Origin of the sequence: Methanobrevibacter arboriphilus (assembly GCF_019669925.1) — an archaeon.
Classification (GTDB): domain Archaea; phylum Methanobacteriota; class Methanobacteria; order Methanobacteriales; family Methanobacteriaceae; genus Methanobinarius; species Methanobinarius arboriphilus_A.
In genome coordinates this window covers 328,187-352,307 of sequence record NZ_AP019779.1, presented here as the reverse complement: position 1 = coordinate 352,307, position 24,121 = coordinate 328,187, and the positions used below count along the sequence as shown (strand labels likewise).

The 24,121-nt window shown below is 24.6% G+C and carries 20 protein-coding genes; 9 read left to right on the top strand and 11 right to left on the bottom strand.

Going from position 1 to position 24,121, the window contains the following annotated elements; translation table 11 throughout:
- Positions 1 to 341: 341 nt before the first annotated feature.
- Entirely contained in the window at positions 342 to 2,363 is a 2,022-nt protein-coding gene (locus tag MarbSA_RS01415) for a hypothetical protein (RefSeq protein ID WP_221061695.1), read from the bottom strand.
- Positions 2,364 to 2,891: 528 nt separating this feature from the next.
- Here MarbSA_RS01415 and MarbSA_RS01410 point away from each other — a divergent pair.
- Positions 2,892 to 3,227 (top strand): peptidoglycan-binding domain-containing protein, encoded by a 336-nt coding sequence (locus tag MarbSA_RS01410; protein WP_054834633.1) that lies wholly within the window; start codon positions 2,892 to 2,894, stop codon positions 3,225 to 3,227.
- A gap of 358 nt (positions 3,228 to 3,585) precedes the next feature.
- On the opposite strand, the gene MarbSA_RS01405 is transcribed toward MarbSA_RS01410, so the two are convergent.
- Entirely contained in the window at positions 3,586 to 4,104 is a 519-nt protein-coding gene (locus tag MarbSA_RS01405; RefSeq protein ID WP_042704027.1) for a type 1 glutamine amidotransferase domain-containing protein, read from the bottom strand.
- A 522-nt stretch (positions 4,105 to 4,626) separates the two neighbouring features.
- Between MarbSA_RS01405 and MarbSA_RS01400 the strand changes: the two genes are divergently transcribed.
- Positions 4,627 to 5,346, top strand: a complete 720-nt coding sequence (locus tag MarbSA_RS01400) for a DUF4012 domain-containing protein (protein WP_042704025.1) — start codon at positions 4,627 to 4,629, stop codon at positions 5,344 to 5,346.
- A 464-nt stretch (positions 5,347 to 5,810) separates the two neighbouring features.
- Here MarbSA_RS01400 and MarbSA_RS01395 read toward each other — a convergent pair whose 3' ends face one another.
- The 6 genes from MarbSA_RS01395 to MarbSA_RS01375 all read right to left on the bottom strand — a co-directional run bounded on the left by MarbSA_RS01395 (position 5,811) and on the right by MarbSA_RS01375 (position 13,822).
- Positions 5,811 to 6,524, bottom strand: a complete 714-nt coding sequence (locus MarbSA_RS01395; protein ID WP_054834635.1) for a hypothetical protein — start codon at positions 6,522 to 6,524, stop codon at positions 5,811 to 5,813.
- Between the two features lie 236 nt (positions 6,525 to 6,760).
- Positions 6,761 to 8,422: a right-handed parallel beta-helix repeat-containing protein gene (locus tag MarbSA_RS01390; RefSeq protein WP_221061694.1), complete on the bottom strand. Its 1,662-nt coding sequence runs from the start codon at positions 8,420 to 8,422 to the stop codon at positions 6,761 to 6,763.
- Positions 8,423 to 8,801: 379 nt separating this feature from the next.
- Positions 8,802 to 11,510 carry a DUF5814 domain-containing protein gene (locus tag MarbSA_RS01385; protein WP_221061693.1) on the bottom strand — a complete coding sequence of 903 codons (2,709 nt, stop codon included), beginning with the start codon at positions 11,508 to 11,510 and terminating at the stop codon, positions 8,802 to 8,804.
- A gap of 377 nt (positions 11,511 to 11,887) precedes the next feature.
- Positions 11,888 to 12,022 (bottom strand): hypothetical protein, encoded by a 135-nt coding sequence (locus MarbSA_RS10380; RefSeq protein WP_280636269.1) that lies wholly within the window; start codon positions 12,020 to 12,022, stop codon positions 11,888 to 11,890.
- A 120-nt stretch (positions 12,023 to 12,142) separates the two neighbouring features.
- Entirely contained in the window at positions 12,143 to 12,481 is a 339-nt protein-coding gene (locus tag MarbSA_RS01380; RefSeq protein ID WP_042704021.1) for a P-II family nitrogen regulator, read from the bottom strand.
- A 129-nt stretch (positions 12,482 to 12,610) separates the two neighbouring features.
- Positions 12,611 to 13,822 (bottom strand): ammonium transporter, encoded by a 1,212-nt coding sequence (locus tag MarbSA_RS01375; RefSeq protein WP_221061692.1) that lies wholly within the window; start codon positions 13,820 to 13,822, stop codon positions 12,611 to 12,613.
- Between the two features lie 1,161 nt (positions 13,823 to 14,983).
- Between MarbSA_RS01375 and MarbSA_RS01370 the strand changes: the two genes are divergently transcribed.
- The 5 genes from MarbSA_RS01370 to MarbSA_RS01350 all read left to right on the top strand — a co-directional run bounded on the left by MarbSA_RS01370 (position 14,984) and on the right by MarbSA_RS01350 (position 19,138).
- On the top strand, positions 14,984 to 15,295 hold the full coding sequence (locus MarbSA_RS01370; RefSeq protein WP_054835969.1) for a hypothetical protein: 312 nt from the start codon (positions 14,984 to 14,986) through the stop codon (positions 15,293 to 15,295).
- A gap of 298 nt (positions 15,296 to 15,593) precedes the next feature.
- Positions 15,594 to 16,169 (top strand): helix-turn-helix domain-containing protein, encoded by a 576-nt coding sequence (locus MarbSA_RS01365; RefSeq protein WP_054835416.1) that lies wholly within the window; start codon positions 15,594 to 15,596, stop codon positions 16,167 to 16,169.
- Positions 16,170 to 16,397: 228 nt separating this feature from the next.
- Positions 16,398 to 16,817 carry an acyl-CoA thioesterase gene (locus MarbSA_RS01360; protein ID WP_042704016.1) on the top strand — a complete coding sequence of 140 codons (420 nt, stop codon included), beginning with the start codon at positions 16,398 to 16,400 and terminating at the stop codon, positions 16,815 to 16,817.
- A gap of 87 nt (positions 16,818 to 16,904) precedes the next feature.
- Positions 16,905 to 18,560: an AMP-binding protein gene (locus tag MarbSA_RS01355; protein ID WP_221061691.1), complete on the top strand. Its 1,656-nt coding sequence runs from the start codon at positions 16,905 to 16,907 to the stop codon at positions 18,558 to 18,560.
- A gap of 218 nt (positions 18,561 to 18,778) precedes the next feature.
- Positions 18,779 to 19,138: a hypothetical protein gene (locus MarbSA_RS01350; protein ID WP_054835415.1), complete on the top strand. Its 360-nt coding sequence runs from the start codon at positions 18,779 to 18,781 to the stop codon at positions 19,136 to 19,138.
- A gap of 157 nt (positions 19,139 to 19,295) precedes the next feature.
- Here MarbSA_RS01350 and MarbSA_RS01345 read toward each other — a convergent pair whose 3' ends face one another.
- On the bottom strand, positions 19,296 to 19,898 hold the full coding sequence (locus MarbSA_RS01345) for a YigZ family protein (protein WP_054835414.1): 603 nt from the start codon (positions 19,896 to 19,898) through the stop codon (positions 19,296 to 19,298).
- A gap of 443 nt (positions 19,899 to 20,341) precedes the next feature.
- On the opposite strand from MarbSA_RS01345, the gene MarbSA_RS01340 reads away from it, so the two are divergent.
- Positions 20,342 to 20,716 (top strand): hypothetical protein, encoded by a 375-nt coding sequence (locus MarbSA_RS01340; RefSeq protein ID WP_052332221.1) that lies wholly within the window; start codon positions 20,342 to 20,344, stop codon positions 20,714 to 20,716.
- A gap of 136 nt (positions 20,717 to 20,852) precedes the next feature.
- On the opposite strand, the gene arfB is transcribed toward MarbSA_RS01340, so the two are convergent.
- Together arfB and MarbSA_RS01330 are read right to left on the bottom strand one after the other, a co-directional pair.
- A complete protein-coding gene (gene arfB, locus MarbSA_RS01335) occupies positions 20,853 to 21,548 on the bottom strand; it encodes a 2-amino-5-formylamino-6-ribosylaminopyrimidin-4(3H)-one 5'-monophosphate deformylase (RefSeq protein ID WP_042704009.1) in 696 nt (231 codons plus the stop codon).
- 201 nt (positions 21,549 to 21,749) lie between these two features.
- A complete protein-coding gene (locus MarbSA_RS01330; protein ID WP_054835531.1) occupies positions 21,750 to 22,226 on the bottom strand; it encodes a DUF1947 domain-containing protein in 477 nt (158 codons plus the stop codon).
- 484 nt (positions 22,227 to 22,710) lie between these two features.
- Here MarbSA_RS01330 and MarbSA_RS01325 point away from each other — a divergent pair, with 484 nt between their 5' ends.
- The gene (locus MarbSA_RS01325) at positions 22,711 to 24,096 is read left to right on the top strand and encodes a cation diffusion facilitator family transporter (RefSeq protein WP_042704007.1); all 1,386 of its coding nucleotides are present in this window, start codon (positions 22,711 to 22,713) and stop codon (positions 24,094 to 24,096) included.
- The last annotated feature ends 25 nt before the right edge of the window (positions 24,097 to 24,121 follow it).

Genomic DNA, 24,121 nt, shown 5'->3' with positions numbered 1-24,121 from the left:
ATTTTATTACTCAAAATTATTCAAGTGAAAATAATAATATCGTATATAATAATTCAAATTCAAAATCGGTTGGTTTTGATTCTTTAAAAGCTCAAAATCAAAATAGTTATGAATAAATATAAATAAAAAAGCTAAAAAAATTTATAATAAAGCATTAAAATTAACCTCAAATAATAAAAAACTACAAAAAATAAAGAAAATTTCTAAAAAGAATAAAATAAGTTAATTAATGATTTAATGAAATTTTCATTTTTTAACTTTTTTTGAAAATGTTTTTAGGGGAATTGATAAAAATAAAAAGGAAAGGATAATAAAAATTAAATTATCCTTTGAAAGTTTTTTCATTGTTTTTTTCTAATAATTAGTCCTAAACTACTTAATAACACTAATATTAATATTATTGGTATCCCTGTTTCCTTCATAGCTGCGTGTGTAACTGTATCATTACTTGTATTGTTAATATTATTTATTAATCCATTGTTTGAATTATTTTTATCAGAAATTATTGGATTTGTTGGGTCTTTTGGATTTGTTGGATTTGTTGGGTCTTTTGGGTCTTCTGGATTTATTGGTTCTGTTTTGTTTAAATTTATATTTTGTTCATAAATTTCATCATCAATAATGAATAATAGCTTATTTTCATCAACTGAAAATTTTACATTTATTAAATCATCTGTAGAGTATTCTCCAATAAAAATATCATTATTGTAAAATTTAGCAAGCATTTTAGGTAACTTTTCAAAACCAGCAGAATCATTAGTACCATTTAAAACAATACTAAACTTAAAAGTATGGTTTTCAGTGGTTGCTAGGATTTTATTTTTAACTTCTTCAAAAAATACAGTGTAATAACTGTTTACAGTTGTTCCATTAATTTTTGAATTTGGATTAGAGTTGGAACCCCACCAGTTATAGTCAACATTGATGTTAGGATTAGATGTATCTAAATTGTAACCTGTACTATTAGTATTATTGAATATTCTATTGTAAATAATTTGAATGTTCTCTGCTCCAGAATTTATAGATATTCCTTGATAGTTTTCGAATATATTTGATGAGATTATAATTGTATTTTTTTCTGTATAGACTGCCAAATCATTTTTTGTTAAATTAGAATTACTAATACTTATGTTTCCAGTATTGTAGATAGCAGACTTATTATTATTAATAAAAGTAGAATTATTAATAAAAATACTACTATTATATATCATACTAAATTCTGGGAACCATTCATCAATAATAACATAATCCGTATTATAGATAGCACTACCATTAACTTCAGCAGTATTATTAAGGAATATTGAATTAGATATAGTTGTATTAAGACTACCATTATTATAGATTGCCCCACCATTTTCAGCTGAATTATCAATAAATATAGAATTAATAATACTCATATTTTCAGAAAATATATTATAAATAGCTCCACCATTTTTTTTAGCTATATTACTAATGAAATTTGAACCAAAAATAAATATATTGCCACTATTATAGATGGCTCCACCATTGCCTATATCACTTTCTGGCCTTGCTGTATTATTAGTGAAATTAGAGTTATTTATTGTTATATTACCTCCACCGTTATAGATGGCTCCTCCACCTTCATAACTATTTGTATTATTAATAAATCTAGAGTTAACTATATTCATATTTCTACAAAGATTATTATTAATAGCTCCACCACCAGCAGTTAAGCTTGTATTATTTGTAAATGTAGAATTAATAATTAGTACATTATTTAATAAATTACAATTGATAGCTCCACCACCACCATAACTGGCTGAATTATTATTAAAATTAGAGTTGATAATATTAATATTATTACTATATTTAGAATAAAATCCACCACCATAATTGGCTGAATTATCAATAAATATAGAATTATAAATATTCACATCTCCATAGAAACTAGCAATAGCTCCTCCTCCTGTAGCACTACTATTTTTAAATATACAATTGTTTATCTCTAATGTTCCATAATTAAAAATAAGTCCTCCATGGTTATTAGTCATATCACCACCAGAGTTAGCATTACCATTTATCAATGTGACATTTATTAATGTTAATGTATTTCCTTCTCTTATTAGAAAAATCTTCCCTAATTTTTGAGCATCTATAATTGTATTTTCAGGATCTTTTCCTTGAATAGTTAGATTTTTGTCTATTACTATGTTAATTACATTATTCTTGTAGGTTCCATTATCTAAGTTTATTGTGGATCCATTAGGTGCATTTGTTATTGTTTGTTTTAAATCAGTAGAATTATCGATTTCTATTGCACTTACTGAAGATATTGTTATTAAACTTAATACAAAAATTAATGTCATTGTTAACAATTTTATAGATAAATTATTTTTTTTCATATATTTTTCACCCCCATTTTTTAAAGTCATTATAGTATTATGAATGACATATGAATTTTTATTAATTGTTATATTTAAAAGTAATAGTTTTTTAGTTTTAATTATTACAAATAGTCATTATTAACTATTAATTATTGATATGGTGTAAAAGCATATTTACAAAAACATATTTATAATATAACAATTAATAATTAAAATATAACAATTAATAAAAATTCTATTGAAAATTGTAAAAATTTAAAATATTATTTTTACCTTTTAATTTTATATGAAAAATAGTTATTTAGAAATTTTATTTAAAACATTTTGATAAATAAAATGTAATTTATAATGAAATATGTTCTCAATATTTTAAATATAAATAATATTCGTTTCTACATTAATAATTCATATTTGACTTAATATTTGAAATAAGTAATATTTTAGTCTTAAAATTGAAAAATCATAAGATTTTTATATTATTTTAACCAATATTAATCTGTTTAGAATGTTTTTTGTGTTTATTTTTTCACATTTTTCCCGTTCTGAATGGGTGCGTTAATATTAGGGAAAAAATATTTTATTTGTATTTATCTTTTTATACTTTATTCTTTAGTCTCTGTAAGTGCAATTGATGTTGTAAAAGAGACTAAAGAAAATAATTTAATAGCTAGTTTAGGACATTTAGAAAAAGGTAGCTATGGTCAAGAAGTTATTGATCTTCAAAATTGGCTTAAGGCAAATAAATCCTATAATGGAAAAATAGATGGATATTTTGGAGTAGATACAGAAACTGCTCTTAAAATGTTTGAAAAAGATAATAATAAACTTAGTGGAGGAAAGATTAGTATTCTAACTAAATTGTCTATGGTTGAAAAAATATAAGAACTAATGGAAGCCATGTAACTGAATCTAATAATATAAAAGATTCTATAAATGGATATCCTCGTAAAAATAGTTTAACTATAAAGATTTAAAATCTTTATATATTTTTTATATTCCCATTTGGCTTGTTTTATATACTTTATCCTAGTATTTATTTTTATTGATCACTGTTTTTTCTTGTTTTTTGTTTATTTTAGTAAAGCTATTCTTTTGATTTTTGCTTTTCTAACATATTTTCTTTTTAAATTTAAGAATTTTGCTGATTGTGAGTAATCTGATTGTGAGTAATTTTTCCATTAGATTATTGATTAGCTATTTTTTAGTATAGAAATAAAAAATAAAAAAATAAAAAATAAAATTATTCATTACTATTTAGCTGTTTAAGTGTTGCTTTAATAAAAGCAGGAATATCAGCTGGACTTCTACTTGAAATTATGTTGTCATCTTTAACAACTTCTGCATCAACAAAAGTAGCTCCTGCATTTTTAATATCTTGTATAATAGATTTCCATCCTGTGATTTTACGACCGTTTATAGCTTGGGCAGTGATTAAAAGTTGTGGGGCATGACATATTGCAAAAACTGGTTTACCACTTTCAACAAATTTTTTTGTAAAAAGTACAACATCCTCATCTACTCTTAATTCATCTGGAGAATATCCTCCAGGTATAAAAAGAGCATCAAAATCATTTATTAATACATCTTTAACAGATCTTTCAACTATCGCTGACGAATTCCCTCGCTTACCTTTAACTTTTTCTCCTTTTTCAATCCCTATGATTGTTAATTCATGTCCATTTTCTTTAAAAGCTTCTGCAGGTTCTGTGTATTCTACATCTTCATACATATTTCCTAACATAACTGCAATTTTGCTCATTTAATTCCCCTCTATTTTTATTTATAAATTGACTTGTGGACAAAAATTTATATACTTAACCTTTGACCATATTAATCAATTAATATATTTATATTTAAAAATATTTAATTTTTTTTATAATAGTTATTTATAATAATTCTAAAAATTTTAGATATATTTCTATTTGTCCTGTTTATCATATTTTAATAGTTAAAATTGAAATGTTAAAGTATTTTAAGGTTAATATTGTATAAAAAAATTTATATTTAATAAAGACTTATTAAATATTGTAAGTAATATTCAAATATAAATTAAATCATATTTTAAATTACTTACTTATTCAATAATTACTTTTTAAATAGTTTATTTTTAAAAATATTAGGGTAATTATGTTATTTATCCTATGAAGCAATTTTCTTTTATTGTAATTAATATAATAAGAGAAATCATTCTGAAAAAGCAAATTAAAAATAAAAAAATAAAAAATAAATAAACAAAAGAAAGCGATTTTTAAATTTACTATTTTTAGGTAGGTAAGGTAACATGGAAAGGAAAAATAAACTTATTATAGCAATTGCGATTGTAAGTGCTATTGGAATATTAGCTGTAGCATGGGGTACCTTCTTAAGTGGCCCTGATTTGTCTTTAGGCAATAAAAATATATTGGTATTAGCTAGTGACAAAAATGAACAGCCAGGTGGAGGTGTGGACATGGCATTTATGGTCAAATTGGAAAATGGAAGTATAAAAAATTATACTCCTATATATCCTGGAGGAAAGGAACATCCTACACAACCAGCCCCAGGTAATCTTCAAGGAAAAATGCGTCTTCATGATTCTCTGTGGAATGGCCCAGAAGAAGGTATGCAGTATGCAAAAGAAATTGTAGAATCAAATACTGGAATGCATGTTGATGCTGTAGTAGTCGTCTATGATGAAGGATTAGATGCAGTTATAGATTCTATTAGGCCACTTAAAATTGATGGGGTAGAAACTAATCTTAGTGCAACAGATATTGTAAGAGAAAATGACAACTATGCAGGTTATAAGGGTAGAAGTAGTGAAATTACTGGAACTATGTCAAGAGGAGATTCAGTGATGGTATTAGCTAAAGCACTTTCACAAGCTGCTGCAGATCCTGATAAAAGAAATAAAATGGTTCAAACAGCTTTAAGTGAATATTCTAAAGGAAATATTTTGATGACTCCTAAAGGATCTTTCATTGGTTTAATGGGTACAAAAGGCCTTGAAAATGTTGTATGAGCTAAAAAACTAAATTTTTACAAATGAGTTAGTTCTAAATTGGCTAACTTCATTTGTATATAAATTTTAACAAAAAGTTTTGTATTCTTTTAAATTATACTACAATCCTTAAAATATTTCTTTTAAAATGAAAAATACTGGCTTTTATAGAAAATAAATTTCTTAAAAATTAAAACAACAACCAATCGTTAAATTTTTACTAGTAAGCTTATAATTATGGCTTTATTTTATGAAAAAGTTTTAAATTATTTAATTTAAGAATAAAAATTATAATAAAGTGGATTTGGAGGGATTTGAAACTTCTATCTTTAGATTAATTTTTTATTTTATTATTTATTGGTGGAATATTTAGTTTTTCTTGGATTAAATATAAACAACCAAGTTTAATGATAAACAACTTTAAAACTTGTATTTAATAGTATGATAAAATATAGAAATAAATTGTTTAAGTGCTAAAATGCAGATTACCATAACTCTGCATAATATTCTTCTTCACTTAGTGTACCGCCATCTTTAACATAATTATCATATGGAGTGTCACCTCCACCATTATTTTTTGAAGTTTTTTCATTACTATTGTTTGTTTCGTTATCATTATTCTGAAGGCTGAAACTAGAATTAGAACTTGTATTTGTTGAAGAATCAGTATTTGAATCAGTATTATTTACCTTGACAATAGTTAATCCTTCTGTAGTATATGATTTAAATTCAAATGTCTTAGCTAATTCTTCAATATCCTCTAAATCACCGTTACAACCTATTAAAACATATCCATTATAACCAGGATTTCTTATGAGAGCATTATAACGACCTGTTTTTTCATTTTTATAAATAGTATAATTTTCAGTAATCTTAACAGAAACATATGATTCATTATCTAAATTTTTTTCTAGAGCACCCAAACCTAAATCTTTCACAGACATTCCCAATATAGTTGAGTTAGGAACCATTATCATTTTTATAACTATATTTTTTTCACTTGTATCATTGTAAATTATATTGTTAAAATTATTCCCAGAGTCTTCAACTTTAATACTAAATTCAGTACCTGTTGGAACGTTTATTTTAATTCTATCATCTTCATAAACGTTAGCTGATATATAAGTCATATAGGCTAATGTACTTACTATTATGATTGCTATTATTGTAATCATTATAATTAAAATTTTCTTATTCATACTAAAATACCCTTATTATTCAATACTATGAGTTTTTATATTTTTACATGTTAATAAAGTTTTACTATTCATATTCCTAGCACTGGTACTGGAGAAATGTATTTCAAAAAATTATTGAGTTAAATAAGAAATTTATCAATTAATAAATAAAGGAAAATAAGTTTTAAAATATGTTATTAAAGATGTTATAAAAAATAAAAATAGGATAATAAAATATATCCTATAATTTTTGAAAACTAATATTTTTTTCTAATTAAAAGTCCTAAACTACTTAACAAAACTAATAATATTAGGTTTATTGACATTCCTGTAGGTTTCATAATTGCATTTGCTGTCGTATTTTTACTTGTTTTATCATTATCCTTATTATCAGGTATTGGACTTGGTGGTTTTGGTGGTGTAGGTGGTTTAGGTCCTGGTGGGATTGTGATTTTACCAGCTAATGATTGCACTTCATTATCTGTTGTGAAAGTGTATAATACTTCTTCACTAGTATTTAAAATAACATCAAAAGTTCTATCATATCTAGCATCAAATGCATATACAGAACCTATTGTGATGTTGGTGTAAACGTTTGTTATAAAGTAAGGTAATAATTTATGATCAGCATTTTCACCAGTATTTAATTTAAATGTATAATTAAATGTGACACTTCCATTTGAATTCAATGATGTGATATTTTTAACATTCATTATAAAATAATTACCTAAAGTGATTCCATTGACTAGTGGTTCGTTTGATCCCCACCAATTATAATTTGCATTAGTTTTTGAATTAAAATTATATAAATCATAACCTGTGTTGTTTGTATTATTAAATATTCTATTATAGTTTACTATAGTATTATTTGAGTTGATGATTAAAATTCCTTCTGCATTATTGAAGATATCACAACCTTGAACTTTTGTATTGTTTCCTAATATATAAATTACTGAACTATTTTTGTTATTATAAAAAGTAGAATTAATTATACTGAAATCATGCCCCTCATTATATATAGCACTACCTGCAGTTTCTGCTGTGTTGTTAATGAAGATAGAATTTATTATAGTGAAATTATGCCCATACCAGTTTGTAATCGCTCCTCCAATATTATAAATAGCTAAAGGATTAACTTTATTATTTTTAAAAGTACAATTTACTACAGTGAAATTATCTCCATTAGGAAGACCTAAAGCATTTGAATGAGAGTTCATTATAGCTCCTCCTCCATAAGAACCTTTAGATGTGTTATTGATAAAATCAGAGTTTGTAATATTGAAATTGTTTCCACCATTATTGTGGATTGCACCACCACCATTACCTTGGGCTTGATTATTAATGAACTTTGAATTATTAATAGTAATGTTTGCATGATTATTATAGAGTGCTCCACCATCTCTTTGACCGATGTTATTTGTAAATTTACAATTATCTATTATTACTTTATTAACACCAGAATATGTATGAACTGCACCACCATAATTAGCAGAATTATCATTAAAATTTGTATTGGTCATGATTAAATTACCCTGCCACATAAAAATGGCACCACCCCAACTATCAGCACTGTTGTTGTTGAATGTACAATTGATTAATATTAGATTTCCTTGGTTTACTAATATTGCTCCTCCATCATTATTTTTTCCATTAATAAATTTTATGTTGATTAATTTTATAGTATTATCTCTACCATTAATGGTGAATACTTTTCCTAATTTTTCTGCATCAAGTATTGTATTTTTTGCATTTTCACCTTTTATTGTGAGATTTTTGTTTATTGTTATATTGGTAACATTATTAGTGTAAATTCCTTCTTTTAAGTTTATTGTGTCTCCGTTTGATGAGTTTATTATTTTTTGACCTAAATTATCATTTTTTGTAATATTATGGTCTGCTGCATTCACTGAGGAAATCATTATAAATGATAATATTACTAAACAAAGAATTAGTAAGTGTCTTTTATTAAATATCTTATTTATTTTTTCACCTCCTTTTTTATTTTAATTATAAAAAAGATTAGTTTATAATTGAATTATTATTAAGGAGTTAAACATATTAAAATCAATTTTTTATACTAATCTTTTTGTTCAAAGCCATATTTTTTAGATTTAATTTTTATAAAAATTAAATCTTAATTTATTGGAACGAATTTTCGTTCCAATCATGACTGTTATATTATCTTGTTTATTCATATATAAATGTTTGTATTGTGTATTTTAAGTGAAAAATAAGATCTGTTGGTTTATTTAGTGTTATAATAAAAAGAACGATAGATTAAAATTATTTACTATATTATTATCCTTTTTCAATCCTTTTTATCAATTTTTCAGCTGTTTTAATAGATTTTTTTTGTGAGTATGCATTAGCTATCCTTTTAATAGCTTCTAAATTTCTCACAAAATTATCTAACCATGAGAATATATCTCCCGGGTATGTTTGGATTTGATAAGTTCTTAATAATTTCCTTGAAATATCAGTAGGATCTTTTTGTTTTAGTCTTTCATTAATAATAAAATTAGAAATTTCTTTTTGTAAACAATCGCAAAAAGGCTTATCTTTACATTCACATCTTAAAAAATCTACTTGAATTTTCAAGAGTGCTTCTTGAAACTTTTTATCTAATTTATCTATGGTTTCTCCAGAGGATATTATATCTAAAGTTGAATCTGAAAATAATCTTGTTGAAAAATTTGTTTTTATTGTATTTACAATCTGTTTATGAACAACTTGTGAAAGATAAGCATTTTCAAAGTATTCTAATTCAATAGCTATATTAATTATTTCTTTATTAATATCTATTTTTTTGCTTTGTTTATTTTTAGATATTCCATTTTTATATCTTTCATTTTCAGATATTTCACTTGAATATCTTTCATTTTTAGCTTTTTTAATTTCAGATTTTTTGTTCTTAGATTTTTTACTATTCTTTGCACTACTAATTTTAATTATATTCTTATTTTCTTTTTTCAAGGTTTGATTTAGTTTTTGTAATGATTTTTTTATAATACTCCCTTCTTGCACTGATAAAAAGGACACTGAAACAGCTTTTCCATATTTAGTAGGTATCACTTCTTCTTTATTATTTTTATTTATTATTCTAATTAGTTTTTTATCATATAACTCATTAATAGTCATTTCTAAATCAATTGGTATTTTTATATTTTTATAGAAGCTGTGAATACTTTCTGTGTCTTTTAAAGAATGAGAACATATGTCTGCTAATACTTGTTCTAATAACTCTTCTTCACTATATTCTATATGTACATTTTCAACATCACTTTCTAAAAGTGAAATAGCTATTGATTCTTCACTTTCATTATCAAATTTATTAGCTATTTCTGGTAGTAAATATACTACTCCTCTATCATGATAAGTAGGTCTACCTGCTCTTCCAATCATTTGTGAAAATTCATTTGGCGAAATCCATTTGTTTCCCATTATTAGTGTTTCAAATATTACTTGGGAAGCAGGAAAATCAACTCCTGCTGCAAGTGCTGCTGTTGTTACAACTGTTGATATTTTTCCATTTGCAAAATCTTTTTCAATTCTTTCTTTTTTAAAGTAGGATAGTCCTCCATGATATGCTGCTGACTTAATCCTTTTTTTTGTTAAATAATCAGAAATTTGATGAGTTTTCCTTCTGGAGTTTGTAAATACTATTGTTTGACCTGAAAATCCTTTGGAAGATTTATTATTATATTCTCTTAAAATTAGCTTTCTAATCAGGTTTCTCTTTTCTATATCACTTCTTACATAAACAAGATGTCTTTTAAGTGGAACAGGACGCTGGTCATATTCTACTAAGTCCATATTAAATTCATTGGCTAGTTGTTTTGGGTTTTTAATAGTAGCAGATAAACCAATAATTTGGGATTTGGGATAAATATTTTCTATTCTTTTTATCATCCCATTTAGCCTTATTCCTCTTTCTTCATCATCTAAAGTGTGAATTTCATCGATCAATACAGTTCCTAATTCTTTCAATGTTGATGATTTTCCAGAGCGAAGTAAAAAGTCTATTCCTTCATATGTTCCAACAATAATATCTGCATCATTTATTTTTGATTCTGGAAGTTTAATTTCTTCTTTTGCTTTCACTCGATTCATTCCAACTTTTATTGAAATTTTAAGTCCAAGTGGTTCATATTTTTTTTTAAAATCTCGATATTTTTGATTAGCTAGTGCAACAAGAGGTGTTAAGAATATAAATTTTTTACCATTCATTGCTTTTGGAATTCCAGCTAATTCTCCTACAAGTGTCTTTCCACTTGCTGTAGCTGAAACAACAAGCAAGTTTTTATCCTTCATCAACCCATTTTTTATAGCTAAATATTGTATTGGCAATAAATGATTGTTATTATCCTCATCCAATATTTTTTTAAACTTTTTTGGAATCTTAAGTCTAGATATGGGTATTTTTGGAATTTTTGTTTTTTTAACCTTAATTTCATCAAATAAAGTTAAGTTTGGATTTGATAAAGGATCAAATTTATGGTCTATTATTTTTAAAACTTCATTTAAGCTTCCAGTTTTATTTAAAATCTTTTTAAAGTTTTTATAAGATTTTTTATCATATCCTTGTAATTTTAGCTCTCTTTTTATAGTATCTTCTGCACAAACTTTACAAATCAACTGATTATGATAATCATAACTAAATTTACTGTTTATTATTGTTATATTTCCTTCATATGTGCAGTGTGAACATATTTTTGTAAAACGAGTTTTTATACCATGGGATTTAAGGAAATTCTCTATTTTTTCATCTTTTGATGCTAAAAATACTACTTGTGTTTTAAGTAATTTCATAGCTTCTCCTGGAGGAAGTAATTTATCTTCATCATTAGGATATTTAGCTATAAACTTGTTTATTGATAATCCTTTGGAAGTTTCTTTAAATTTAAGTGTTCCTATAAATTCAGGAGTTCTTTTTGTATTTAATGCTCCTTTAGGACTTCCAATTGGGTACATTTCCCATGATTTTTTTGCTCTTTTGAGAATTATCATTAAGTGTATCTTTTATTTTGAGATTATATATAATTAATCAAACTATTTTATAATTGATAATATTATTTTATATTTGATGATATTATTTTATTATTGATAATATTATTTTTAAATTTTTAAAATAATGTTTTAATAAAATAATGTTTTAATTTATAGTTTTAATTTGATAATTTTTAGAAAGAATATTAATAATTCTTACTAAAATGAATTATTTTTATAATAAAATGAGTATTTCTTAAAATTTAATTTTTAATAGGTAAAAATAAAAATAGGGGAAAAATTCTTTTTATTAATAATATTAATAAAATATTAACCTTAAACTAATAATAAGTTTTAAGTAAATAAATTTTAACTAATTTTATTAGTTTTATTAATTATTAATTTTCATTATTATCAATAGAATTTTTCTCATGCGTATTAATAATATTAATAATAATTGCTGTAATTACAGAAACTATTAATAATATTATAATGTTTGTGTAGATAGGTTCCACAACTTTATTCAGCTCCATTTAGCCCTTATATTTGTCAATATATTGATTTATCTATTATTTTGATTTCTTTTTACTTTGATTTGATTTTACTTTAAATTGTTTTTTTCTCATTTCAAATTTTTCTTATTTATTTTCCACTTAAACAGCTTCTCTACCATTTTCTCCAGTTCTTATTCTCACGACTTCTTCTACAGGTGAAACAAATATTTTACCATCACCTATTTCGCCAGTTCGGGCTGATTCTTGAATTGTTTTTAAAACTTCTTCTAGGTCTTCTTTTTTTATTACAAGTTCAATTCGTGTTTTTGGTATTAAATCTATGCAATAATTTGAACCCCTATAACTTTCTTTGATTCCAAGCTGTTTTCCACGACCTTTAACTTCATTTACAGTCATACCTTCACAGCCAGCAGAAACAAGAGCACTTTTAACATCTTCTAGCTTTTCTTGTCTAATTATAGCTACAACTCTTTTCATATTTTATCCTCTTAATATCATTTAATTATCAATTTACTTAATAATTGTAACTTAATTATCACTCATATCCTTTTATTCATCTATTAAGTTTCTTAAGTTACTTAATTAAGTTATTTAATTTACCATTAGTTATAACATATATCCAGATTCTTCATGAAGGTTTGTATCTAATCCTTCAACTTCATCTTTTTCTTTTACTCTTAGACCCATGGTTAGATCAATAATTTTTGCAATTATGATAGTTACTACAAAGGCATAAATTATGGTTGCTATGACTGCAATTATCTGGATAGTTATTTGTCCGGGGTTACCATATAACAATCCTGCTGCTTCATTAATAAATGGTGCAGCGAATATTCCAGTAGCTATTGCCCCCCAAATACCAGACATTCCGTGAATTCCAAATACATCTAATGCATCGTCGTATCCTAAACGTGGTTTGAGATATGTGATTGCGAAATATGAAACAATTGAAGCTCCAATACCAATAACTATTGCTCCACTTACATCTACAAATCCTGCTGCTGGAGTAATAGCAACAAGACCTGCTATTGCACCAGATATTGCACCGAGTACAGTTGGTTTTCCTTCTTTAATTGTATCAATACATACCCATGTAACAAGTGCAACCGCAGCTGCGATATTACTTACGAGTAATGCTGATGCTGCAAGTCCTCCTGCAGTTAAAGCAGATCCTCCATTGAATCCCATCCAACCGAACCAAAGGAATGCTGCACCAAGAACTGAGTATCCTAAGTTATGAGGTAATAATGTTTTGTTTTTTCTACTTTTAAGTATTAATACTAGAGCTAATGCAGAGATACCTGATGATATATGAACTACGGTTCCACCTGCAAAGTCAAGTGCTCCCATCTGCATTAACCATCCTCCACCCCATACCCAGTGGGCAATTGGGATGTATACAGCACTAATCCATACAACAATGAATGCTATCCATGCAGAGAATTTCATTCTTCCAATTACAGCTCCTGAAATAAGTGCAGCTGTAAGTCCTGCAAATGTTAATTGGAATGCAACAAACAGTATTGAAGGAATTGATCCACTTACATCATTTATACCAATTCCACTCATAAGTAAGTTTGCTGGATATCCTATCAATCCATTAATATCTGCACCAAATGCAAATTGGTATCCATAGATTACCCATATTATACTTACAATTGCAAATGCAATCAGAGTTAAAAACATTGTATTTAAAACATTTTTCTTTTTTGCTAATCCACCATAAAAAAAGGCAATACCTGGAATACTCATTAAAAGTACTAAAACTGTGGAAATAAGTATCCAAGCAGTATCTCCTGTGTTCAATATATCTACCATATTATCTATTTCTCTTTATCTATTGTTATTTTTAGGTATTAAATATCTTGTTAAGTAAATACCTTATTACATTTATTTTTTAAATTTATTTTTTTATAGTGAAAGTTAACCATGAAAATACATTGTTTAAATTAGATATAATTAAAAATAATTAATTATAATTAAATGTGACTAAACTTAATTTAATATAATTTAATATAATTCGATTTATTTATAATTTTATTAATTATATTCAATTCAACTTTTATATTTCATTTAATTCATTATTTTATTTAATTTATTTTTTTATAAGCTATGAAAAAAGAGATAATTTGATTTTATTAAATTTAATGTGAGATTTTATTAGGGTCTTAAAATATAATTTATTGATTTTTCTCTATTTTTATCTAGAAAACAATGAGGAATGATTTTATTAGTTTCTTTATTAAAAATACTTAATTTAGTTTTTTAATATTCACTTAATCTCAATATTCATTTTAATTCTAAATATTCATTTAATTCTCAATATTCAATTTGATTCTCAATATTTATCATAATTTAATAAAATTTTATCTCTTTTTCATATACTTTCACTATAGGAAATAGGAAACCCTTTTCCTATATAATTAAATTGAATCTTTTTATATATAAATTTTTTGGTGTTTTGTCTATAAATTATTTAAAAATAAGTATAATTATTATAATAATTTTATGATAAATTTTTAATAATAATGAAAATTTTTAATAATTATATAAAAATAATAGGGTTTTACTAAATATTTTAATAACTTCTGTTAAATTTTGAGATAATTATACTAAATTTAAGAAAATTTATTAAAATTTATTTTAAAATTACTATTTTTTTTATTTTATCTAAGATTATTCTGAATTTTTGTGAAAATAAATATATTAAATTTATTAATAATATTATATAGATTAATTAATTTTATTAATAATATTATATTAGATTAATCAAATTAATTATTAATATTATAATCTTATAGTATTTCAGATTTAATTCAGATTTAAGGTTTAATGTAATAAATATAAATATTAATAAGAATAAAATTAATGATAATAGTTAAATATTATAACTAACATTAGTATATTTTAATATTTAAAATTAGCATATTTTAATATTATTAAATTAGTATTATACATGGTTAATGTAATGGTGATAAATTGACTCCAATTAAAAAAGGAAATTTTATGGTTATATTTTTAATAGCTCTTTTAGCATTTGGTTTAAGTACTGTTGCAGCATCATTTACTAATGGTGATTTGATTTTAGGAATGTTAAATATTACTAAAAATAATGAGAGTAATGAGTTAATAGCAGTAGCTGATGGAGATTTCACAGCATTAACAGCAAATCAACTAATTATTCAAGTTAATAATAGTACTAATAGTACTAATATTACTAATAAAACTAATAATACAAATAAAACAAATATTACTAATATAAAAAATGTAACTAATTTTTCTTTAGATTAGTAGTAATATTATTATTTATTTGGTTTAAGGAGATTGTATATTACATCTTAATATAGCTTATTCATTATGTTATTATATAATATGATTTTTATATAATATTATATTCTGTAGAATATATATCAAATATTATATTTATACTAATTTATATTAATTTATACTAATTTATATTGTATTTATGTATATAGTATTTTAACTGTGTATATTAATTATGTCATATATTAATTATAATCAATCTATTGTATTGATATACTTTGATTTATTTATTAATTGAACTAATCTATTTTGATGAGATGATAAAATGGTTGATAAGAATGAAATCGGGGCTAAAATAAAGAATTTAAGAGAGTCTCGAGAAATTACAAAGGAAGAATTATCTAAAGAAACTAATGTAAGCCTAGAACTTATAAACAGCATAGAAAGTGGAGATGTTGTACCTTCTTTAACTCCAATTACTAAGATTGCTAAAGCATTAGGAGTTCGTTTAGGAACATTCCTCGATGATGCTCCTCAAAACGGTCCATTAATTGTTAAAAATGGTGAAACTAATAGTGTTGTTTATTTTTCTGGTGAAGAAAATCAGACCGATGTAAGTGCTTTAGAATTTCATTCTTTAGGTGCAGGTAAAAATGATAGAAATATGGAGCCATTTATTATAGATGTTCATACAGAAAATGGAGAATTTAATTTATCTTCTCATGAAGGTGAAGAGTTTATCTATGTTCTTGAAGGAGAAATTGAAGTTAAATATGGTCAAGATTCTTTTATTGTATCTAAAGGTGATAGTATTTACTATGATTCAATAATTCCTCATCATTTACATTCTTATAATGGCGAGATCTCTAAGATTTTAGCTGTTGTTTATACTCCTTTTTAATTATAATTAATTATAATTAAATATACTAATTAATGTACAAGTATAATACTAAGTAATTAAACATAATAATTAATCTTATTTAAATATAATTTTAACATAATTAGGATATTTAAATGATTTATGATATTTTTAATGAATTTGTTACCATAATATTAGATATAGTAGCTGATGTATGGTAACTGATAAATATGGTAATAGTAAAATAACTTACAATAACTAGTGATAATAATGTTTAAAGATTGTGTAACACCTAGATTTGGCAATATAGATGGATTAAAGCATGTTAATAATACTGTTGTAGCTGACTGGTTTGAAATTGGAAGAAATGGAATTTTTAGGTATTTTACTCCTGATTTAGATCTTAGTTATGAGAAATGGAAATTAATAATGGTTCGTACTGAATTTGATTTTGTTTCTCAAATGTATTTTGGAGAAGATGTTGAAATTAGAACTTATGTTTTAAAAATTGGAAACTCTTCATTTACTACAGGACATGAGGCTTGGCAAAATGGTGAACTTAAATCTAAAGGTAAAGCAGTTATTGTTCATTATAATTTTATTGAGAAGAAATCTGTACCTATTCCTAATGAAATTAAAGAAAAATTAAGAAAACATTTAATTGATGAAGCAGAAATTGGAAAACTTTGATATAACAATACTTTGAATAATACTTTGAGAATAATTAAATTAATTTACTAATAAAAAATAAACTAAACAAAGAAACTGTGTGATTTTATGGTATTTTCTGAAGACACTATAGGAGGATTCTTTGAGAAACAGGTTGAAGCTCAAGGAGATCGTGAATTTTTAGTTTATCCTGATAGGGATTTAAGATTCACATACAAAGAATTTAATGAAAGAGTTAATATGTTAGCTAAAGGCCTACTTTCAATTGGTATTGAAAAAGGGGATCATGTTGGTATTTGGGCTAAAAATGTTCCTGATTGGTTAACTTTTCTATTTGCAACAGCAAAAATTGGAGCAGTTCTTGTAACTGTTAATACTGCTTATAAAAGCCATGAATTAGATTATATATTGAAACAATCTGATATGAAAGCTTTAGCTATTATCGATGGTTTTCGTGATATTAATTACATTAAAACTATTTATGATTTAGTTCCTGAGCTAAAAAAACACCCTAGAGGTAGACTAAATTCTTCTGAATACCCTCATTTGAAGTCTGTTATATATGTTGGCCAAGAAAAGCATAGAGGAATGTATAACACTAATGAGTTAATGCTTCTTGGTAAACATCAAAGTGATGATGAGTTAAACAAAGTTAAGGCTACTCTTGATAATAATGAAGTTATTAATATGCAATATACATCTGGAACAACTGGCTTTCCTAAAGGTGTAATGTTAACTCATAGGAATATTTTAAATAATGGGCATGGTATTGGCCATAGAATGAAATTCACTGAAGAAGATCGCTTATGCATACCTGTTCCACTTTTCCATTGTTTTGGTATTGTTTTAGGTGTTTTAGCTATTTTGACTCATGGAGGAACTATGGTTATGGTTGAGCTTTTTGATCCTCTTTTAGTTTTATCTGCTATTCAAAAAGAAAAATGTACTGCTGTTCATGGTGTTCCAACAATGTTTATTGCAGAGTTAACTCATCCAATGTTTGATATGTTTGATATGTCTAGTCTTAGGACTGGTATTATGGCAGGTTCAACTTGTCCAATTGAAACTATGAAAGAAGTTATGGATAAAATGAATATGACTGAAATAACTAGCGTTTATGGTTTAACTGAATCTTCTCCTGGAATGACACAATCAAGTGCTGATGATTCTATAGAAAGAAAGGCAAATACTGTTGGTGTAGCTTTTGATGACGTTGAAGTCAGAATAATTGATCCTGATACAAATATCGAATTAAAACCTGGTGAAACTGGTGAAATTTGTTGTAAGGGTTATAATGTAATGAAAGGCTATTATAAAATGCCTGATAAAACAAAAGAAGTTATTGATGATGATGGCTGGTTACATAGTGGAGATTTAGCTACTGTTGATGAAGAAGGATATTATACTATTGTAGGTCGTAAAAAAGACATGATTATTAGAGGAGGAGAAAATATATATCCTCGTGAGATTGAAGAGTTTTTATATACGATAGATGGTGTTCAAGATGCTCAAGTTGCTGGGATAGCTGATGAAAAGTATGGGGAAATTGTTGGTGCATTTGTTATTAAAGAAGAGGGATCTTGTCTCGAAGAAGAGGATATTCGTGATTATGCTTTAGAAAAGATAGCTAGATATAAGGTTCCTAAACATGTTTTCTTTGTTGGTGATTTTCCTTTAACTGCTAGTGGTAAGGTTCAAAAGTTTAAACTTAGTGAACTTGGACTAAAACTTGTTAAAGAGAAAGAAAAAGAAATGAGATTGTAATGATATAAATAATTTTAGAATTTATTTATTTTAGATAGATGTTTGTTAAGATAAGTATTTTATTAAGATAGTTATTTATCTTAGAAATCTATTTATTTTAAAATTTCTATTTATTTTAGGATATCTATTTATACTATTATCAATACATATAGTTGTATTTACATATATTTATGTTATGAATTACAAATTTTATTTTAATAATTTTTATAGGTGATTTTATGGATGAAAATAAACTTACCTTGGTTATAGTTGTTGCTATTGCAGTAATTGTAATTGCAGGTATAGGTGTGATTATGTTCATAAGTGGTAGTTTTAATACAGCAAATAATTTAAATCAAACTAATAATACTACAGCTTTGGATACTAATAATTCTACTAATAATACTACTTCTCAAGTTTCAACACAGAGTTATAGTTCTAATGATTATAGTGGTAGTAGTAGTGGAAGCTCACAATCAGATTCACAAAATGAACAAACTCCTAATGAAGAACCTTTACCTCCTGATTCAGGTTCTGACTCAGATTCAGGTTCTGGATCTGATAATGGTGGAAGTTCTGGACAAGAATCCACTGGATAAATTCTATTATTAGTGGTTTTTTTTAATTATTCTTTATTTTTATTCTTATTTTTTATTCTTATTTTTTATCTTTTTTAAATTTTTATTATTTTTATAATTCCTAAAAATAATTTTATTATAAAAATAATTTTATTTTTCATTGATTAATTTATTAAGATTAATCTAATTTATTAAGATATTCAGTTTTTAGATAATTTATTTTTCCATTTTGTTTAATTTTTTCTTGAAAATGTTTAATATTATCATTTGTTTTAAGAGCTATTCTAAAATTTACTTTTTCTTTGAACTCTTTATTTAATATATTTATATTTCTAGACCTAATTTCATTTTCAATCGATTTTATATTAGAATATTCAAATAATACTTCGTATATATTATATTTTTCCATTTCAATGATTTTTGAACTTTTTATAGCTTCTAAAACAGATTTTCCATAGGCCCTTACTAATCCTCCTGCTCCAAGTTTCACACCTCCAAAATATCTTGTTACAATAGCTACAATATTAGCTAATCCATTTTTTTTCAATATGTTTAGCATGGGTTTTCCAGCTGTTCCTCCTGGTTCTCCATCATCGTCATAGCCTTCATCATCAGTAACTATATATGCAGAGCAATTGTGTGTTGCGTCTTTATATTTTTCAGATATACAGCTTATAATTTTTTTTGCTTCTTTTGAATCTTTTGCAGGAAAAATTCTACATACAAATTGTGATCTTTTTATTTCTAATGTTGTTTTATAACTTTTATCAATTGTTCTCATTTTTATCAATTATTCTAGTTTTTATCAAATTTTATTTTCATTGTTTCAACCAAAAAATAATCTAAATATTTGTTAATTTGTTTATAAATCAAAATATTTATAAAATTTATAGATTAAATTATTATTATAAATATCTTATTAATAACTAGACTATTATAATAAAACTATATTATATAAATTATTATTTCTAAGTTTATTATTATTTTTAAGTTGCTTTAAGGGATAATTATAAATAAAATAATATTGAATATAGTTATATAGAAATCTATATATAGTAATCTAATTTATATTAAGTATTATTATATATTAAGTAATTTTAATTTAATATTTTAATTATCTAATTAACATATATTTTATTATATTTAACATATATTTATTATATTTATATTTACTATATTCAATCTAATATTTTAAAATCAAGTTATTTTTATTCAAGTGATATTATGAGTCAAAGTAGGCTAGCTAATGTGGTTGTTATATTTATAGTAGCATTCGTTGCCTTTGGAGTTAGCTCTGTTGTAGGTTTTTCTACTGGAGAATTTTTTGGAATAGATTTTTCTAGTTTGGATAATAATTCAGGAGATACAAATTCTTCTAATCCTTTTAGTTTTGATATTGCAGATAATTCAAACCAGGATTCAGGTTCATCTAATAATTATCAAACTAGCAATGAAGAAAAAAATTCTGATTCTAGTTCTAATAATGACAATAGCTCTAATAATAATCAAAACAATAACAATGATCAAAATAACAATCAAAACAATAATGATGATAATAATGAAAATGGGGAATCTAACACAGACCAACAAAGTACATGATAAATCCCAACTTTTTTAATATTAATGGATTAATATTAATAATTTAATTTATAATAGTAATACTTTTTCTTATTACGATTTTTATCTAATATTTTTATCAGATTCTTTCAATTAATACTTTTTTAACTTTTATTTTTTAGTAGTCTAATAATTTTTCTACATCAAGTAAAACTGAGTTCACTGCTAAGTTTAGTATCTGTTTTCCATAAGATACGTCAAGATAAACTCCATTATCTTCTATTTCTTTGGCACCTTCTTCAATTCCAGGATCTTTTTTTCTAGCCTCTTTAAATTCGCTTAATCCAACTTCACCAAATACTTTAATATTGGATTGATTATTTAGTTCATCTTCATTAAGAATTCCGAGAACTTTTCCCATGGATATTTCTCCAGAACCTCCATGAGGACCTTCATTTTCAATTACAGTATTGTTAATAATTACAATATCTAATGGAATTTCTGATTCAATTTTATCTAAACATTGAAATAATGGGATATTTCCTCCATGTGCATTAACAATAATTACTTTTTCAATATTTAAGTATTTTTTAGCGGATTTTAAGGTTTTTATTATATTTTCAGCTAATTCATTAAGACTATAATGTATCCCATGATTTATTTCTTCGATTTCATGTGCAGGATAAATTATTCCTAAAAATTTAGCTCCACTTTCTAAAGAAGCTTGAAAAGCTATATATGCAGCTATTTTAGCGTCAGTGTCAATAGGTAATGCAGGTCCATGATTTTCTAAATGTGAGCCTAGTGCAATTATTCCGATTTTATGAACATCTTTATTAAAAATATTCCCAGCACCATATCTTAATTCTACCATTTTATCACTTTCAAAAACATATTTTAAGAACTATATTTTAAGATTTAAAAATCATATTTAAAAATTATATTTAAAACATCTATATTTAAAATTTAAAAAAATCATATCTCTATATTTAAAATCTAAAAAATCATATCTTAAGATTCCAAAATAATTATATTTTAAGGTTTAAAAATTACTATATTTCAAGGTTTCAAAAGATTATATTTCAAGATTCCAAATATCATCACCAATATAATGAATATTTTGAATAGCTTTTCCAGAATCGTTATTGACCATTTCTTCACCAGTAATTTCTGCAATACCTATAGCTAATGGTTTTTTATGTGTTTCTTCAACAATTATGACAACATCATTTTGTTTGATATTTTCATCTGTTTCTACTATTCCTGGACTCATTATATCAGCACCATTTGTCACAAATCTGATTGCTCCCATATCAACGACGACTTTTTTTCCTCCAATTTCATTTTCTAAAGCAGCTTTCAGGGTTGGAAATGGTTTTTCATCAATAATTATTATGTATGGTTGCCCATCAATAAGAATAAAAGGATTTGGATCTACTTCTAAATATTCTACATTAGAGTTATTTGGAATTATTGTAGAGTATTCTCCTAAATCTCTTTTCAATTCTTTCAATTTCTTTTTTTTCAGATGATGTCTTTGCTTTACTTTCAAAATAAACACCTTATTCTGTATTAAATTAGTATAATAATTGATTTTCAATACTTTATTTTGTATATAATCAATATTCAATTATTTAATAAATATTTAAGTAATTTTTAACACTGTTTAATCAATAAATAATTATTTAATCAATTTAATTGATTTTTAATAAAATTACTATATATGATGTATTTACTGATAAATTAATTAATAATCTTTTTTTCATGCTTATTATTATATATATAATTAGTTTTTTATAGTATAGATATTTTTTGAATTTTTATTATATTTTTAAAGTTTTTATTAAATAGATAAGCTTATTATATAAATTATTTATAAGTTTTTATGTTATATTATAAGTTATTTTTTTATTGTATTTAGCTGTGATATTTATATATGATTGAAATACATAGAAAACTTTATATAATCTTTTACAACTATATATATTAAGTTGATAAAGTATTAATTTAGAATTTATAATAATGCGGGGGTTATTATGAAAATTAATGGCAAAACTTTAGTAGGTTTTGATAAATTCATTCTAATGGCTTTATATGTTGAAGGCCCATTAAGTTCAACTCAAGTTGATGATAAAACAATTATTTTTATTTCATCGATATGGTATCAACAATGGAATGAAAAAGATAAATCTTTTTTAAATTCGATAATTGATAGTGTAGAGAGAACAAGATATTTTTTTAAAAGAGATTCTGTAGATAGTAAAACTATAATAGAAGTTGAAGCTGGAGAAATGGGTTCTTTGAACAATTTTAATCGCTTGATTAATTTTGGTTTGGTTGAGAAGATAGATGATGAAACTTATAAATTAACTGAATTTGGTCAAAAAAAGGGTAAATATCTTGTTAATGCAATGAAAAAAAGAAGTAAAGAGATTGATAAATATTTACTTAATACTAATGCTGTTGCTCGAAATAATATTTTCATTGATTTCTTTTTAGCTGTTTTAAAATTATCCACAGGTTTTATTAGTGGAAGTGTTGGTCTAATATCAGATGGTCTGGATGCAATAACTGATACTATTTCTGCATTTTTTGTTTGGCTTGGGATTAAGTTTCATCATGAGTTTCTAAGTACGATACTAGTTATATTTATGTTATTTATAGCTGGTTTTAGTGCTGTTTATGAATCTATAACTAGGATAATTGAAATTTTAAATAATACTGTTAGCCCAATTAATCAGGTGCCTTTGGTTGTTGCAGTTGAAGGTATTGCAATATTATTTGCTATTGGCTTATTTGTGTACCAACGTCATGTAGGAAGATCTTTTAATAATTTAACTATTATTTCTCAATCTGTTGATTCTAAAAATCATATTTTTATAGGTTCTGCTGTTATAATTGGAGCTGTTTTATCTTTATTTAATATTTTTTGGGTTGATGCAATTGTAGGTATCTTTATTGGTTTTGGAATTTTAAGAGATGCTTTTGGTCTTTTAAGAGATGCTAAATCTTCTTATGATGGTGAAGAAACTGATTTTTCTAAATATAAAACTGTTTTCGGAGATTATGTTAATATTAATCATTTAGAAACATTTAGGCTGTGGATTTTATTTTCAGTTCATAATAAAGATCTTAATACTCAGGAAGAATTAGTTAAATCATTTAATGAGACATTTAAAGATAATTATATTCCTGTTATATCAGAACTTGATTTATTACCAAACGAAGATTTAGATTTTAATAGTAATTTTGATGAGATTATTATCCATTTGATAGATAATAATTGGTTAGAAAAGGATGGAGGTATTTATAAAATAACTGAATCTGGATTAAATCATCTAGATATTATTTTAAATGATTTTAATAATTTTGATGTTAAATTTTCAGATTCTTTACTTCTTAAATTATCCAATGAAAACTAAATTTGTGATTATATAATATTTTTAA

Coding starts and splice junctions, on each gene's coding strand:
- MarbSA_RS01415 (WP_221061695.1), bottom strand. CDS start 2,363: ATGAAAAAAAATAATTTATCTATAAAATTGTTAACAATGACATTAATT.
- MarbSA_RS01410 (WP_054834633.1), top strand. CDS start 2,892: ATGGGTGCGTTAATATTAGGGAAAAAATATTTTATTTGTATTTATCTT.
- MarbSA_RS01405 (WP_042704027.1), bottom strand. CDS start 4,104: ATGAGCAAAATTGCAGTTATGTTAGGAAATATGTATGAAGATGTAGAA.
- MarbSA_RS01400 (WP_042704025.1), top strand. CDS start 4,627: ATGGAAAGGAAAAATAAACTTATTATAGCAATTGCGATTGTAAGTGCT.
- MarbSA_RS01395 (WP_054834635.1), bottom strand. CDS start 6,524: ATGAATAAGAAAATTTTAATTATAATGATTACAATAATAGCAATCATA.
- MarbSA_RS01390 (WP_221061694.1), bottom strand. CDS start 8,422: ATGATTTCCTCAGTGAATGCAGCAGACCATAATATTACAAAAAATGAT.
- MarbSA_RS01385 (WP_221061693.1), bottom strand. CDS start 11,510: ATGATAATTCTCAAAAGAGCAAAAAAATCATGGGAAATGTACCCAATT.
- MarbSA_RS10380 (WP_280636269.1), bottom strand. CDS start 12,022: ATGGAGCTGAATAAAGTTGTGGAACCTATCTACACAAACATTATAATA.
- MarbSA_RS01380 (WP_042704021.1), bottom strand. CDS start 12,481: ATGAAAAGAGTTGTAGCTATAATTAGACAAGAAAAGCTAGAAGATGTT.
- MarbSA_RS01375 (WP_221061692.1), bottom strand. CDS start 13,822: ATGGTAGATATATTGAACACAGGAGATACTGCTTGGATACTTATTTCC.
- MarbSA_RS01365 (WP_054835416.1), top strand. CDS start 15,594: ATGGTTGATAAGAATGAAATCGGGGCTAAAATAAAGAATTTAAGAGAG.
- MarbSA_RS01360 (WP_042704016.1), top strand. CDS start 16,398: ATGTTTAAAGATTGTGTAACACCTAGATTTGGCAATATAGATGGATTA.
- MarbSA_RS01355 (WP_221061691.1), top strand. CDS start 16,905: ATGGTATTTTCTGAAGACACTATAGGAGGATTCTTTGAGAAACAGGTT.
- MarbSA_RS01350 (WP_054835415.1), top strand. CDS start 18,779: ATGGATGAAAATAAACTTACCTTGGTTATAGTTGTTGCTATTGCAGTA.
- MarbSA_RS01345 (WP_054835414.1), bottom strand. CDS start 19,898: ATGAGAACAATTGATAAAAGTTATAAAACAACATTAGAAATAAAAAGA.
- MarbSA_RS01340 (WP_052332221.1), top strand. CDS start 20,342: ATGAGTCAAAGTAGGCTAGCTAATGTGGTTGTTATATTTATAGTAGCA.
- arfB (WP_042704009.1), bottom strand. CDS start 21,548: ATGGTAGAATTAAGATATGGTGCTGGGAATATTTTTAATAAAGATGTT.
- MarbSA_RS01325 (WP_042704007.1), top strand. CDS start 22,711: ATGAAAATTAATGGCAAAACTTTAGTAGGTTTTGATAAATTCATTCTA.